13 protein-coding genes are annotated in these 14,867 nt (G+C 72.5%); 10 read left to right on the forward strand and 3 right to left on the reverse strand.

All coding sequences use genetic code 11. The annotated features are described in order from the left end of the window. Positions 1–23: 23 nt before the first annotated feature. On the forward strand, positions 24–371 hold the full coding sequence (locus ACZJYS_RS05285; protein ID WP_493176296.1) for a DUF2946 family protein: 348 nt from the start codon (positions 24–26) through the stop codon (positions 369–371). 155 nt (positions 372–526) lie between these two features. After that, entirely contained in the window at positions 527–1,909 is a 1,383-nt protein-coding gene (locus ACZJYS_RS05290; RefSeq protein ID WP_493176298.1) for a PepSY-associated TM helix domain-containing protein, read from the forward strand. 94 nt (positions 1,910–2,003) lie between these two features. Here the strand turns inward: ACZJYS_RS05290 and ACZJYS_RS05295 are convergent, their stop codons facing one another. Next, a complete protein-coding gene (locus tag ACZJYS_RS05295) occupies positions 2,004–2,801 on the reverse strand; it encodes an IclR family transcriptional regulator (protein ID WP_493176300.1) in 798 nt (265 codons plus the stop codon). A gap of 242 nt (positions 2,802–3,043) precedes the next feature. Here ACZJYS_RS05295 and ACZJYS_RS05300 point away from each other — a divergent pair, with 242 nt between their 5' ends. From ACZJYS_RS05300 to ACZJYS_RS05320, 5 genes are read left to right on the forward strand one after another with little or no spacing between them, the layout of a single operon-like run. Continuing rightward, complete coding sequence (locus tag ACZJYS_RS05300) at positions 3,044–4,042, forward strand: Bug family tripartite tricarboxylate transporter substrate binding protein (RefSeq protein ID WP_493176302.1); 999 nt, start codon at positions 3,044–3,046, stop codon at positions 4,040–4,042. After that, positions 4,039–4,470: a tripartite tricarboxylate transporter TctB family protein gene (locus ACZJYS_RS05305; protein ID WP_109518088.1), complete on the forward strand. Its 432-nt coding sequence runs from the start codon at positions 4,039–4,041 to the stop codon at positions 4,468–4,470. Before ACZJYS_RS05300 ends, ACZJYS_RS05305 begins: the two co-directional genes overlap by 4 nt. A 6-nt stretch (positions 4,471–4,476) precedes the next feature. Beyond that, positions 4,477–5,988, forward strand: coding sequence for a tripartite tricarboxylate transporter permease (locus ACZJYS_RS05310; protein ID WP_109518087.1), 1,512 nt, complete (start codon positions 4,477–4,479; stop codon positions 5,986–5,988). 37 nt (positions 5,989–6,025) lie between these two features. Next, on the forward strand, positions 6,026–6,985 hold the full coding sequence (locus ACZJYS_RS05315; RefSeq protein ID WP_379649635.1) for a hydroxymethylglutaryl-CoA lyase: 960 nt from the start codon (positions 6,026–6,028) through the stop codon (positions 6,983–6,985). Further along, positions 6,982–8,211: a CaiB/BaiF CoA transferase family protein gene (locus ACZJYS_RS05320; RefSeq protein ID WP_109518085.1), complete on the forward strand. Its 1,230-nt coding sequence runs from the start codon at positions 6,982–6,984 to the stop codon at positions 8,209–8,211. The genes ACZJYS_RS05315 and ACZJYS_RS05320 overlap by 4 nt, the downstream gene beginning before the upstream one ends. 27 nt (positions 8,212–8,238) lie before the next feature. Here the strand turns inward: ACZJYS_RS05320 and ACZJYS_RS05325 are convergent, their stop codons facing one another. After that, on the reverse strand, positions 8,239–9,378 hold the full coding sequence (locus tag ACZJYS_RS05325; protein ID WP_109518084.1) for an FUSC family protein: 1,140 nt from the start codon (positions 9,376–9,378) through the stop codon (positions 8,239–8,241). A 228-nt stretch (positions 9,379–9,606) separates the two neighbouring features. On the opposite strand from ACZJYS_RS05325, the gene katG reads away from it, so the two are divergent. Further along, positions 9,607–11,820, forward strand: coding sequence for a catalase/peroxidase HPI (gene katG, locus ACZJYS_RS05330; protein WP_493176306.1), 2,214 nt, complete (start codon positions 9,607–9,609; stop codon positions 11,818–11,820). 94 nt (positions 11,821–11,914) lie between these two features. After that, positions 11,915–12,202: a hypothetical protein gene (locus ACZJYS_RS05335; RefSeq protein ID WP_109518082.1), complete on the forward strand. Its 288-nt coding sequence runs from the start codon at positions 11,915–11,917 to the stop codon at positions 12,200–12,202. 21 nt (positions 12,203–12,223) lie between these two features. On the opposite strand, the gene scpC is transcribed toward ACZJYS_RS05335, so the two are convergent. Continuing rightward, positions 12,224–13,756 carry a succinyl-CoA:acetate CoA-transferase ScpC gene (gene scpC / locus ACZJYS_RS05340; protein WP_493176308.1) on the reverse strand — a complete coding sequence of 511 codons (1,533 nt, stop codon included), beginning with the start codon at positions 13,754–13,756 and terminating at the stop codon, positions 12,224–12,226. Positions 13,757–13,969: 213 nt separating this feature from the next. Between scpC and ACZJYS_RS05345 the strand changes: the two genes are divergently transcribed. Further along, a partial coding sequence (locus ACZJYS_RS05345; protein WP_493176310.1) for an alpha/beta fold hydrolase occupies positions 13,970–14,867 on the forward strand: 898 nt, incomplete at its 3' end.

Here is a 14,867-nt window from a genome sequence, read left to right on the forward strand (position 1 = left end):
CCATGCCGCGCTCAGCCCGCCTGATGCTTCGTCTTCTGGCCGTGCTCCTGCTGGCGCAGTGGAGCGGCGGGCTGCCGGCGCATCTGCGCGCCATGGCCGCCATGGGCGAGGCGGTGGTCATCTGCTCGCCGGATGGCACCTACACCCTGCACCTCGGTGCGGATGGCAGGCCGGCGAAGCCGGCCCCGGCAACGGCCATATGCTGCCTGCTCTGCCAGACGCCGGCAGGAGGAGACCTGGCGCCGCCGCCGGCCCTGCCGACGCCGCGCAACGTGGCCGCGCCGGAAATGGCCATGGCCGCGGCCGTGCGCGCCTTCTCCTTCCGGCCGCTGCCCCGCACCCAGCATTCGCGCGCTCCGCCGGTCTCCTGAAGCCCTGGCCGCCTGCCGGCCGAGCCTTCCCGCATCTTCAGGAGATCTTCCATGTCCATTCTGCCCCCCGGGCGGATCGGCGCGGCCGCGTGCGGCTGCGCCGGCCTCTCCGCCCTTCATCCTGCGCCCCGCCCCATGGACCGGAGGGAGGGGGCATGACCGTCGATCCCCGCCCCGCCGCCTCCCCGGCCGTGGAGCTCAAGGCCTTCATCGCCCGCCTGCACTTCTATGTCGGGCTGTTCGTCGGGCCCTTCCTGCTGGCCGCTGCCCTGACGGGGGTGCTCTACGTCCTGACGCCGCAGTTGGAGGAAGCCCTGTACCGCCAGGCGCTGCGGACGGATTCCGCGGGACCTGCACGGAGCCTCGCCGCCCAGGCCGAAGCGGCCCGCGCCATCGCCGGCCCCGATGCGCGCCTGTTCGCCGTGCGCCCCGCGGCCGCTCCTGGCCAGACCACGCGCGTCATGTTCGCGGAACCGCAGCTCGGCGCATCCGAGAGCCGCGCCATCTTCGTGGATCCGGCGACCCTCGCCGTGAAGGGCGACCTCGTCGTCTATGGCACCAGCGGCATCCTGCCGTTCCGCACCACCCTCGACCATCTGCACCGCGACCTCCTGCTCGGCGAGCCGGGGCGCTACTACAGCGAGCTCGCCGCGTCCTGGCTCTGGGTGGCGACGCTGGGCGGCGTGCTTCTCTGGGCCTGGCGGCGTACCGGCCGGCTGTCCCGGAAGGCCCCGCAGAATGCCCGCCTGCGCACCCGCCGGCTGCACGGGCTGATCGGCGTGTCGCTCTCTCTCGGCCTGCTGTTCCTCTCGGCGACCGGCCTCACCTGGTCGCAATGGGCGGGCGGGCGGATCGACGCGCTGCGCGGCGGGCTGGGCTGGGTCACGCCCTCCGTCTCGCTGAACCTCGATGCGGCGGCCGCGCCTGCGATGGGCGACCATGCCCACCACCTTGCGGGTGCGCCCCCCGGCGTGGCTGGACAGGATACGACGGGGCATCTGGATGCCGTGCTGGCCGCCGCCCTGGCGGCGGGAATCGACTCCCCCATGGTGGAAATCCGCCTGCCGCGGCCCGGCGGCGCATGGCTGGTGCGGGAATACGACCGCTCCTGGCCCACCCAGGTGGACAGCCTCGCCATCGATCCGCGCACGATGCAGGTGACAAGCCGCGCGGATTTCGCGGGCTTCCCCCTGGTCGCCAAGCTGATCCGCTGGGGCATCGACATGCACATGGGGATCCTCTTCGGCGTGGCGAATCAGATCCTGATGGCGGCGCTGGGCATCGGCCTGATGGGGGCGGCCCTCCATGGCTACCGCATCTGGTGGCAGAACCGCCCTGCGCCGGGCGCGCTGCCGCGCAGCCTGGTCCAGAGCTGGTGCCGGTTGCCGCCGCGGACGCAAATCATCGTGGCCCTGGCCATGGCGGCGCTGGGATGGGCCCTGCCGGTGGCCGGGCTCAGCCTGGCCGCCTTCCTGGCTGTGGATGTCCTGCGCTGGCGCCTTGCACGGACATCGGCACGCTCCCTGGCGGCCGAATAGCGCCGGAGGCAGGGCGCGCGGGGCCCACCCCCGGGCGCCCTGCGCGGCACCTTGCGCGGCACCTTGCGGAGCCCCTGCGGAGCGCGGCCTGCTCCTACCCGCTGCCTGGCGGCTCCTCCCCGGGCGTCGCGCCGCACGGGCCGCTCGCGGAGAACACGGCCGCGTCGCCGCCCAGCGCCAGGGTCAGGCGGGCGGCCTCGCGGAACACCAGGCCGCGGATGCCGGCCAGCCGCTCCGCCTCCGAGAAGCGCGTGGCGGTGCCGGCGACGCACAATGCCCCGGCCAGCCGCTGCCCGGCGCCGAAGACCGGCGCCGCCACGGCCGCCAGCTCGGGGTCGCGCTCGCCGATCGTGGCGGCGACGAAGGCGGGCTCCAGGGCGCCGGGCCCGGCTGCCCCGAAATGCCTCAGGATCCGCCCCGCCGCACCGCGGTCGATCGGCAGCAGCGAGCCCACCGGGATGTGGTCGCGCACCTGCCGCCAGCCATCGACACGCATCAGGCACAGCCGCCGGTCGCCCTGCCGGATGTAGAAGGAGGCGCTCTCCCCCGTCTCCTGCGCCAGCACCCGCAGCGCCGGCGCCAGCGCGCCGTTGAGATCGACGGAGCGCTCATAGAGGCCGCCGAGGCGATAGAGGGCGGGGCCGAGGCCGTAGCGCCCATCCTCGTGCCGCAGCGCGAAGCGATGCTGGATCAGCGTCGCCATGATGCGGGAGAGCGCGCTCTTGTAGAGGCCGGTGCGGCGGGACAGCTCCCCGAGCGTCAGCCCGCGCTCGCCCTCGCCATAGGCCAGCAGAACGCGCAGCGCCCGGTCCACCGCCGCGATGCCCCCCGCCTCGCCCGCCTCGGGCGGCTTCGCGGGGTCGTGCGGGCCCGGGAATGACTTGACAGCCATGGCAGGGAGTCCGAACCTGAAAAAGTGGAATGGCCGTCCTGTTGAATAGGACGCCATGCCCAGGCTGTAAAGCGGGCCGCAGAGCCCGGCGCGAAGGATTGGGGAAACACTGCCGGCCAAGCCCGCGGGCCCGCGCGAAGGGCCCGCTTCCGTGCCCCGGCGCCACTCGCCCCGGAGCCACCGCGCTCCGGCCGATGGACCGGCACGGGCTTCGCCGCGCCAGACAGGGAAGGACACGCCGCATGAACATCATCGCAGGCAGGCGCGCGCTTGGCGCGGGCATGCTGGGCCTCGCCGGGCTGGCCGCCGCGCGGCCGGCCACGGCCTTCGTCGGGCCGCGGCCCGAATGCCTGGCCCCCTCCGCCCCGGGCGGCGGTTGGGACTTCACCTGCCGCACGGTGGGGCGGCTGATGCAGGAATTGCAGGTCGTTGACCAGCCGGTGCAGGTGTCGAACATGCCGGGGGCGGTGGGCGCCGTCGCCTTCGCCAACGTCACCAGCCGCCGCGCCGCCGACCACAACCTGTTCGTCGCCACCAGCACGGTGGGGCTGACGCAGATCGCGCAGCGCCGCTATCCGGGGGACATCGACCGCGTCCGCTGGCTGGCCATGCTGGGGGCGGATACGGGGGTGATCCTGGTCCGCGCCGATTCCCGCTTCAGGACGCTGGCCGACTTCCTCGGCGCGCTGAAGAGCGACCCGGGCGGCATCGTCACCGGCGGCTCCAGCAGCCTCGGCGGCTACGACCATCTCCGCCTGCTGCTGCTGGCGCAGAAGGCCGGCATTCCCGCCGCCGACCTGAAGCGCTTCCGCTGGATCCACTACGATGGCGGCGGGCCGGCGGTGACGCAGATGCTGGGCGGGCATGTCGAGGTCGTCTCGACCGACCTGGCCGAGATCGCCGGCTTCGTCGAGGCGGGGCAGATCCGCGTCCTCGGCGCCATGGCCGAGGCGCGGCTGGCCGGCGCCTTCGCCGACATCCCGACCGCGCGCGAGCAGGGCTACGACGTGGTGGGGCTGAACTGGCGCGGCTTCTACACCGGCGGCCGCGTCAGCGACGAGCACTACAACGCCATGATCGCCGGGCTGAAGCGCGTCTATGACAGCGAGGGCTGGAAGGAGGCCGCGCGGCGCTCCGGGCTGCAGCCCGTCTGGCGCTCGGGGCCGGAATTCGAGCGCTTCGTGGCCGGCATGGTGTCCGAGCTGCGCGGCCTGTCCCAGGAAATCGGCATCATCTCATGAGCGACCGGATCGTGGGCGTGCTGCTGGCGCTCTTCGCCGGCTGGTACGGCTGGGAGGCGGGGTCCTACAGCGTCGGCTTCGGCGACCCGATGGGCCCCGCCCTGTTCCCCGAGGCCCTGGCCCCGCCGATCGGCCTGCTCGGCCTCTACCTGGCCCTGCGCCCCGATCCCGAGCCGGAATGGTCGAGCGGGCGATACCTGCTCGCGCAGCTGGCCACCGTGGCGGCGCTGGTGGCCTATGCGCTGCTGCTGCAGCCGCTGGGCTTCATCCTGGCCACGCTGCTGCTGGTGGCCTGCCTGACCGCCATGCTGGGCGCGCGGCTGCCGCAGGCGCTGATGGGCGGGGCGGCCACCAGCCTCGGCTTCTTCGCGCTCTTCGACTGGTTCCTGGGCATCCCGCTGCCGCCCGGCCTCGCCTTCGGAGGATAGGGCGCGATGGACACCCTCTTCTCCCTCGCGCACGGCTTCACCGTCGCGACGCAGCCGGTGAACCTGCTGGTGGCCTTCATCGGCTGCTTCGTCGGCACGGTGATCGGCGCCCTGCCGGGCATCGGGCCGGTGAACGGCATCGCCATCCTCATCCCGCTGGCCTTCAGCCTGGACCTCTCGCCCGTCTCGGCGCTGATCCTGCTGACCAGCGTGTATTACGGCAGCATGTTCGGCGGGCGCATCGCCAGCATCCTGCTCAACATCCCGGGCGATTCCTCCGCCGTCGTCACCTGCATCGACGGCTTCCCCATGGCGAAGAAGGGGCTCGCGGCCGATGCGCTGGCGATCTCCGCCATCTCCTCCTTCGCCGGCGGCACGCTGGCGACCATCGGGCTGACGGTGCTGGCGCCCACCCTGGCCATGGCCGCCATCCATTTCGGCCCGCGCGAATACTTCGCCCTCTATGTCATGGCCATCGTCATCGTCGGCGGCATTGCCACCGGCAACCCGGCCAAGACGCTGGTGGCCGGGCTGCTGGGCCTGGCCATCGGCACGGTGGGCATCGACCCGGCCACCGGCATCCCGCGCTTCACCTTCGGCGCCTACGAGCTGTACGAGGGCATCGACTTCGTCATCGTGGCGATCGGCCTCTTCGCCATCAGCGAGTTCCTCGTCTACATCGAGCAGCGGCGGTCCGGCCCGGTCGAGCAGGTGCCGGTGGGGCGGCGCAGCACGGCGCTGCGCCGGCTGACCTACCCCGCCACCTCGCTGCGCGCCGGGCTGCTCGGCTTCGTCATCGGCGTGCTGCCGGGCGCCGGCGCCACCCTGGCCAGCTTCATGGGCTACGCGCTGGAGAAGCGTGTCTCCGACAAGGACGGCACCTTCGGCAAGGGCGACCCGCGCGGCGTCGCTGCCCCCGAGGCGGCGGACAACGCCGCGGCCGGCGGCAGCCTGGTGCCGATGCTCACCCTCGGCGTGCCGGGCAGCGGCACCACGGCCATCATGCTCGGCATGCTCGTCACGCTGAACGTGCAGCCGGGGCCGCTGCTGTTCCAGCAGCAGCCGGAGATCGTCTGGGGGCTGGTGGCGGCGCTCTATGTCAGCAACGTCATCCTGCTGGTGCTGAACATCCCGCTGGTCGGCCTCTTCGCGAAGCTGCTCACCGTGCCGCCGCACTACCTGATGCCGGGTGTCGTCACCGTCAGCTTCCTCGGCGTCTACTCGGTCAACCAGAATTCCTTCGACCTGCTGATGATGGTGGGCTTCGGCGTGTTCGGCTACCTGCTGCGCAAGCTCGGCATCCCGCTCGTGCCGGTGGTGCTCGGCATCATCCTCGGCACGCCGATGGAGCAGAGCCTGCGCCGCGCCATGGCCGCGAGCGGCGGCGATGTCTGGACGCTCCTCGAAAGCCCGCTCGCCCTCGCCCTGCACGCCGTCACCGCCTGCATGATCCTTGTCGCCATCGTCCGGGAAGCCCGCCGCCGCCATGGCGAGGCCGCCGCCGCGCGCGGCGCGTGAACGCGCCCTTCCCGCCCCAGAAACGGAGTCGCCCCGCATGTCCGATCTTCCCAGCCACATCGAGATCTTCGAGGAAGGCCCGCGCGAGGGCTTCCAGATCGAGGCCGGCCCCATCGCGAGCGCGGACAAGATCGCGCTGATCGACGCGCTCTCCGGCACCGGCATACGCCACATCCAGATCTGCTCCTTCGTCTCGCCCAGGCTGGTGCCGGGCTGGGCCGACGCGGAGGCGGTGGCCGCCGGCTTCACCCCGAAGCCCGGCGTCGCCTACAACGCGCTGTGGTTCAACGAGGCGGGGCTGAAGCGCGCCCTGGCCTTCCGCGACCGGCTGAGCATGACCGGCTCCATCTCCCTCGCCGCCTCCGAGGCCTTCTCCCGCCGCAACCTCAACCGCGACAGGGCCGGCAACATTGAGGCGATGCGGCGGCAGACGGCGGCCCATCTCGCCGCCGGCATCCCGGTCGGGCGCGTCGGCGTGATGGCGGCCTTCGGCTGCAACTTCGCCGGCGACATCACCCCGGAGCAGGTGGTGCAGACGGTGGCCGACGGGCTCGCCATCGCCGCCGAGCACGGCCAGGCGATCCACGACCTCTCGCTCGCCGACACGATGGGCTGGGCGACGCCGGCGCGGATCGAGCGGGTGGTGGGGGCGGTGCGCGGGCGCTGGCCGGAGCTGACCCTGCGGCTGCACCTGCACGACACGCGCGGCCTCGGCATCGCCAACGCCATGGCGGGGCTGCGGCTCGGCGTCGCGCGCTACGATTCCACCGTGGGCGGCCTGGGCGGCTGCCCCTTCGCCGCGCACAAGGGCGCACCCGGCAACATCGCCACGGAGGAGCTGGTGCTGCTCTGCGAGGAGATGGGCATCGCCACGGGCATCGACGCCGACGCGCTGATCGCGGCGGGGCACCTGGCCGAGCGCATCGTCGGCCACACCCTGCCGAGCGCCGCGCTGCGCGGCGGCAGCCTGGCTGCCTTCCGGGCGCGCGCCGCATGAGCGGCCCGCTCCCGCTCGCAGGGCTGCGCGTGCTGGAATTCAGCCACACCATCATGGGCCCCTGCGCCGGGCTGCTGCTGGCCGACATGGGGGCCGACGTGGTGAAGGTGGAGCCCGCGCCCGATGGCGACCGGACGCGGCGCCTGCCCGGCTTCGCCGCCGGCTTCTTCGCCACCTTCAACCGCAACAAGCGCAGCATCGCGCTGGACCTCAAGCACCCCGAGGGGCGCGCCACCCTGCACCGGCTCGTGGCGGACGCCGACATCGTGCTGGAGAACTATGGCCCCGGCACCATGGAGCGGCTGGGCTGCGGCTGGGAGGATCTGCACCGCCTCAATCCCCGCCTGATCTACCTGGCGCTGAAGGGCTACCTCGGCGGCCCCTACGGCAACCGCCCGGCGCTGGACGAGGTGGTGCAGTTCCAGACCGGCCTCGCCTACATGACCGGCCCGCCCGGCCAGCCCCTGCGCGCGGGCGCCTCCGTCATCGACATCCTCGGCGCCGTCTTCGGCGTGACCGGCGTGCTGGCCGCGCTGCGCGAGCGGGAGCGGACAGGCGAAGGCCAGCGCGTGGGCAGCGCGCTGTTCGAATCCGCCGCCTTCCTGATGGGCTCGCACATCGCCGGCGGCGCCGCCATGGGCGAGCCGCCGCCGCCGATGCCGGCCCGCCGCGGTGCGTGGGGCATCTACGACGTGTTCCAGGCAAGCTGCGGCACGCAGCTCTTCATCGGCGTCACGAGCGACGCGCAGTGGGAGCGCTTCTGCGCCGCCTTCGGCCTGGAGGAGCTGGCGGGGGATCCGCGCCTCGCCACCAACGCGCAGCGGGTGCGGGAACGCGCCTGGCTGCTGCCCGCCCTGCAGGCGGCGGTCGGCGCCCTGGAATTCGGCGCGGCCACGCAGCGCTGCGCGGCGGCCGAGGTGTCCTGGTCGCCGGTCGGCAGGCCGGGGGACCTGCTGCAGGACCCCCATCTCACCGCCAGCGGCGGCCTGCTCTCCACCGCCATCGCCGCGCTGGGCGGCGGGCCGGAGGTGCCGCTGCCCGCCCTGCCGCTGGAGTTCGGCGAGGCGCGCAGCCGCGCCCCGCTGCGGCGGCAGCCACCCAGGATCGGCGAGCACACGCGGGAGGTGCTGCTGGCGGCCGGCCTGCCCGGCGAGCGGATCGCGGCACTCCAGCAGGCCGGCGTGCTGGCCGACGCGGCGGCGCCGGCGCGGCTGCAGCAGGCCTGACAGGGCGCCAGGGGCGTGGCCCTGCTGCTAACGGCCGCAGGCCGGGATTTCCGCCCCGGCCGCCTGGTCCGCGGATGCCAGCGCCAGGAGATCCTCCACGTTGCGGCTCAGCTGCTGCCAGGCGAGGGACAGGCCGAGAATCTGCTCGGCCTCCTCGCGCTTCGCCTGGCTCAGCTGGCCTTCGGCGCGGAGGCGCTCGACGAGCCTGCCCACCTCCTGCGCCAGCGCGTCGAAGCGGCTGGCCGCCGGCGGAGGCTTGCCGCAGGTGAGCGCCTGGCCGGCCTCGTACAGGAAGCGCTCCGCTTCTCCCGCGGCCTGCCGCACCGGCGCGGCCATGGCCTCCCGGACCGCATCCGGCAATGGCCGCGCGCTGAGGCGGTCGGCCATCGCCAGCGTGTACCACAGCCGCTCCACCTGGTTCAGGAGGGAGGACAGAAGGACGTATTGCTCCTGCTTCCGCCGCAGGCGTGTCTGCCGCGACATGGAGCCGGCCAGGGCCAGCTCGCGCGCGATGCGGGCGTGCAGCGGATGCAGGTCCCGCTCATCCTGCGACAGCAGCTTGTCCATGCAGGCGCTCAGCAGCGCGCCGCAGCCGGCCAGGGCCTGCACCAGATGCTGCTCGGCCGCGCGGTGGGCCTGGCGGGGGAGGACCAGCACGCTGGCCAGCGCGCCGGCGGCCGCGCCGAGGCCGATGGCGGCGATCTTGAGCAACCCGTCCTCGACCAGCTCCGTGCCCGGGGCGACGGTCAGGACGGCAACGGGTACCAGGCCGTAGTTGAGTTGCGGCCTGACGCCGGCGATCAGGCTCATGATCGCGACCCCCGTCACCAGGGAGAGGATCGTCCGCCACGCGCCGGTGCCGATCACCGACACGCAGAGCAGCGCCAGGAGGGCGCCCAGCACGGCACCCTGGACCCGGTCCATCGCCGCCGTCAGGGTGCCGCCGATGCTGCCCTGGATGACGAACAGCGCCGAGAACACGGCCCAGGACGGTTCCGGCAGATGCAGCCACAGGGCGGCCGCGTAGGTGACCAGGACCGCCAGGACCGTCTGCACCGCCAGGCGGGCCGGGTCCCCCCGGATCAGGCCCAACCCCCGCGCGCAGGAGCCGAGGATGCGGGGCCAGCGGAGGCGGCGCTGCCCGGAGGATGCTGAGGGGCCCTTCATGAGGCCGCAACCGCCAGGCCCGGACTTTGTTCCTCGGCCCTGCGCTCCGCGTCCGGGCGGTCCGGCCACGCAGCGAGGCGGACGGCGGCCCTGGAGCCCCGCCGCAGCGCCCGGCAGTCCGGAAACGGCAATCGATCCGGTCGATCGCGTCAATCGGAAAAAATCGTTTCTATCGATCCCATGCCGCGCATAACCTTCCCCCAAAACACCTGGGAGGAAGTCAAGACCATGGACACGAATGTGGGCGGTCCGCTGGGCTGCCCTATGAAGAAGCCGGCCGCCATGCGGGCCCTGCTGGGCCGGACCAACCGGGACTGGTGGCCGAACCAGCTCTCCCTCGACATGCTTCACCAGAAGGGTCTGCACGGCAACCCGATGGGCGAGGACTTCGATTACGCGAAGGAATTCCTCTCCCTCGACTACGCGGCGGTGAAGAGGGACCTGCACGCGCTGATGACCGACAGCCAGCCCTGGTGGCCGGCCGATTACGGCCATTACGGGCCGTTCTTCATCCGCATGGCCTGGCACAGCGCCGGCACCTACCGCACCGGCGATGGCCGCGGCGGCTCCTCCTCCGGCTCGCAGCGCTTCGCGCCGCTGAACAGCTGGCCGGACAACGCCAACCTTGACAAGGCGCGGCGCCTGCTCTGGCCCGTCAAGCAGAAATACGGCCGCAAGCTTTCCTGGGCCGACCTGATGATCCTGGCCGGCAATGTCGCCATCGAATCGATGGGCGGGCCGGTCTTCGGCTTCGGCGGCGGGCGCGAGGACGTGTTCGAGCCGGAGAAGGACATCTACTGGGGCACCGAGGAGGAATGGCTGGGCGATACCCGCATCACCGAGGAGAAGGTGCTGGAGAGCCCGCTGGCCGCCATCCAGATGGGGCTGATCTACGTCAACCCGGAAGGCCCGGGCGGCGAGCCGGACCCGGTCCGCTCGGGCCGCGACATCCGCGAGACCTTCGCCCGCATGGGCATGAACGACGAGGAGACCGTGGCCCTCACCGCCGGCGGCCACACCTTCGGCAAGTGCCACGGCGCGGGCGACGCCTCCAAGGTGGGCGCGGAGCCGGAGGGGGCGGACATCGCGCAGCAGGGCCTCGGCTGGCAGAGCGGGCATGAGACCGGCATCGGCGACCACACCATCACCAGCGGCCTGGAAGGCGCCTGGACGCCGAACCCCATCCGGTGGGATGGCGGCTACTTCCACATGCTGCTCGACTACGAATACGAGCTGGTGACCAGCCCCGCCGGCGCCAAGCAGTGGCAGCCCATCAACCCGGCGCCCGAGGACATGGCACCGGGCGCGCACAGCCCCCACCGCCGCGTGCCGACGATGATGACGACCGCCGACATGGCGATGCGGGAGGACCCCGCCTACCGCAGGATCTCCGAGCGCTTCCGCGACCACCCGGAGCAGTTCGCCGATGCCTTCGCCCGCGCCTGGTTCAAGCTGTGCCACCGCGACATGGGCCCCAAGGCGCGATACCTGGGCCCGGAGGTTCCGGCCGAGGACCTGATCTGGCAGGACCCCATCCCGAAGGCGGATTACGCGCCGATCGACGCCGCCGATGTCGCCGCCCTGAAGCGGCAGATCCTGGCCTCCGGCCTCACCATCCCGGAGCTGGTGGCGACCGCCTGGGCCTCGGCCTCGACCTATCGCGGCTCGGACCATCGCGGCGGCGCCAATGGTGGGCGCATCCGGCTGGCGCCGCAGAAGGACTGGGAGGTGAACGAGCCCGAGCGGCTCGCCCGCGTGCTGGGCGTGCTGGAGGGCATCAAGGCCGGGTTCGACGCCGCGGCGCCGGGCGGCAAGAAGGTGTCCATCGCCGACCTCATCGTGCTCGGCGGCACGGCCGCGGTCGAGCAGGCGGCGCGCGATGCCGGCCATGACGTGGCGGTGCCCTTCACCCCCGGCCGCACCGACGCCTCGGCCGAGCAGACGGACGTGGAGAACTTCAAGCCGCTGGAGCCGCGGGCGGATGGCTTCCGCAACTACCTCCAGGTCGCGTTCAACGTGCCCACCGAGGAGCTGCTGCTCGACCGCGCCCAGCTCCTGACGCTGAGCGCGCCGGAGATGACCGTCCTGGTCGGCGGGCTGCGCGTGCTGGGCATCAACCATGGCGGGCGCAAGGAAGGCGTGCTGACCGAGCGCCCCGGCCAGCTCACCAACGACTTCTTCGTCAACCTGCTGGACATGGGCACGGCGTGGAAGATGGTGGACGGGCACGCGGACGATGTCTTCGTCGGCACCTGCCGCAAGACCCATGTGGAGAAGTGGACGGCGACGCGGACGGATCTCGTCTTCGGCTCCAACTCGCAGCTCCGGGCATTGTCCGAGGTGTACGCGGCGGCCGATGCGGGCCGGAAGTTCGTGGACGACTTCATCGCCGCCTGGAACAAGGTGATGAACGCCGACCGCTTCGACCTGGTCCGGCGCTGACCGCCCGGGCGCCTGCCCGGCGGTGAGACGCCCCGTCCTGCCGCGGCGCCGGAACGCCACGGCAGGAAGGGCGCCATGCGGAAGGAGGAGGCCGATGCACCGGCGTGATGTCGATCTGCTGGACCCGGGGCGGGCCTACTGGGTGCCGGCGGTGGTGGCGCCCGAGCGGAACTGGGCGGGCGCGCCCGGCTGCCGCAAGGGCGCCCGCTACCTGGTGAACCGGGAAACCCTGCGGCCCAGCCGGGACGAGTTCGAGCCCTTCGACAGCGAGGCCAGCTGCCTGCGCTGGATCATGCACAACCGCGCCGATCTCAACCGCACGCTCCCGGGCGCCAGGATCCGCGCGGTTCCGCTGGGCCGCTGGCTTCTCGGCCTGGACTGAGCGGGGCGGCCCGCGCGGCGGTCAGCCGGTGGCCTGCGGCTGGCCGTGGCTGGCCGCCGGTTCCGGCTTCATGCTGCCGGTGCGCTGGCGCCGCAGATGCCAGGCGAAGGCTTCCTCCAGCAGGTGCGGCGTATGGCCGCCGCGCTCGCGGGCCGCGCGGTCCGCGTAATCCTGCAGGGCATCGCGGTAATCCGGATGGGCGCAGCGGGCGATGACCGTCCGTGCCCGCTCGCGCGGGGCCAGGCCGCGCAGGTCGGCGAGGCCGTTCTCGGTCACCAGGATGTCCACGTCGTGCTCGGTGTGGTCCACATGCGTCACCATGGGCACGATGGTGGAAATGCCGCCGCCCTTCGCCGTGGAGCGCGCGACGAAGACCGACATGTAGGCGTTGCGCGCGAAGTCGCCGGAGCCGCCGATGCCGTTCATCATGTGGGTGCCGTCCACATGCGTGGAGTTGACGTTGCCGTAGATGTCGCATTCCAGCGCCGTGTTGATGCCGATGATGCCGAGGCGCCGGATCACCTCCGGATGGTTGCTGATCTCCTGCGGCCGCAGCACCATGCGCTGCTTGTAGCCTTCGAGGCCGGCGTTGAAGCGCTTCGTCATCTCCGGCCCCAGCGTGATCGAGGAGGCGGAGGCGAAGGCCAGCTTGCCGGAGTCGAACAACGCGATCGTGCTGTCCTGCAGCACCTCGCTGTACATGCGCAGGTCGCGGAACGGGCTGTTGATGAGGCCGTGCATGACCGCGTTGGCGATGGTCCCAATGCCGGCCTGCAGCGGCGCCAGGCTCATGCCGAGGCGGCCCTGCTTCACCTCCTGCTTCAGGAACTCGATCAGGTGGCCGGCGATGGTGTCCGTCTCGGCATCCGGCGGCTCGTTGGCGGACGGGCTGTCGCTCTGCTCGGTGAAGACGATGGCGGCGATCTTGGTCGGCTCGATCGGGATGTAGGGCAGGCCGGGGCGGCTGTCGCAGGCCAGCACCGGCACCGGCTCCCGGTGCGGGCGGCGGGTCGGGATGTAGATGTCGTGCAGCCCCTCCAGCGCCAGGGGCTGGCTGAGGTTGATCTCGACGATCACCTTCTCCGCCAGGATGGCGAAGGTCGCGGTGTTGCCGACGGAGGTGGTGGGCACCACCCCGCCATCCTCGCGGATCGCGACGGCCTCCACGATGGCGTAGTCGATCGGGCCCATCTGCCGGGAACGCAGCTGCTCGACCGTTTCCGACAGGTGCTGGTCGATGAACATCACCTCGCCGCGGTTGATGGCGCCGCGCAGCACCGGGTCCACCTGGAAGGGCAGCCGGCGGCGCAGCACCCCGGCCTCCGTCAGCCGCCGGTCGATGTCGTTGCCCAGGGAGGCGCCGGTCATCAGGGTGATCTTGAACGGGTCGGCCGCCGCCCGCTCGGCCATGGCCAGCGGGACCGCCTTGGCCTCGCCCGCGCGCGTGAAGCCGCTCATGCCGACCGTCATGCCGTCGCGGATCAGCGCCGCCGCCTGCTCGGCGGTGCAAACCTTGTCGATCAGCGACGGGCGGCGCATGCGGTGATTGTACATGGCGGGAAGGGGCTCCTGGTGACACGCGCCTGCTCTGCCAAGGCATGGCCAGTCAGGCGTGGCCAGTAAAGCACATGGCCCGCCGCCGCGCATTCCGCCGCCGCGCATTCAGCCGCCCTGGCAACAGCGCCGCGGCCGGCACGTTCAACCGGCAGGTCAACCGGCATGATGGAGGGCGGCCCGGATGAAGACGCTGTCGAGGAAGGAGAGCCGGTGAGCGGCCATGGGAGGCCCGGGCGCCTGGCATGGGGGCTGGGCGCGGCGGCCCTGGTGCTGGGCGCCCTGGCGCTCGGCAACCGGGTGGCGGCCCGGCGGGCGGAACGGCGGCATGCCCCGCAGGGACACTTCGTCACGGTCGGCGGCGTCCGGCTCCACTACCTCGACGAGGGCCAGGGCCAGCCGGTGGTCCTGCTGCATGGCAATGGCGCGACCGTCGAGGACTTCCGGGCGAGCGGCGTGCTCGGCGGGCTGGCGCGGCGTTACCGGGTCCTCGCCTTCGACCGGCCCGGCTTCGGCCACAGCGGGCGCCCGCGCGGCACCGTCTGGACGGCCGGCGCGCAGGCGGAGATCCTGCGCAAGGCCCTGCGGCAGCTCGGCATCCACCAGCCGCTCCTGCTGGGCCATTCCTGGGGCGCGCTGGCCGCCCTTGCCATGGCGCTCGACGCGCCGCACGACACGCGGGGCGCCATCCTGCTGTCCGGCTACTATTTCCCGGGCCCGCGGCTGGATGTGCTGCTGCCCTCCCTGTCCGCGCTTCCCCTGCTCGGCGACATCCTGTGCCACACCCTCTCGCCCGTGCTGGGCCGGGCGGTCCTGCCGGCCATGCTGCGCAGGATCTTCGCCCCACGGCCGGTGCCCGCCGCCTTCACGGCCGGGTTTCCCCGGGCGATGGCCCTCCGGCCCGGCCAGCTCCGCGCCAGCGCGGCCGACACGGCCCTCATGCTCCCCGGCGCCGCGGCCCTGCTGCGCCGGCATGGCGATGCGTCGTTCCCCGTCATCCTCCTCGCGGGCGCGGAGGACAGGATGGTGACGACCGACCGCCAGTCGCGCCGGCTGCAGCCGCGCATCCCGGGGAGCGAGCTCCGCATCCTGCCGGGCGAGGGCCACATGA

This window comes from Roseomonas sp. TS2 (genome assembly GCF_058833935.1).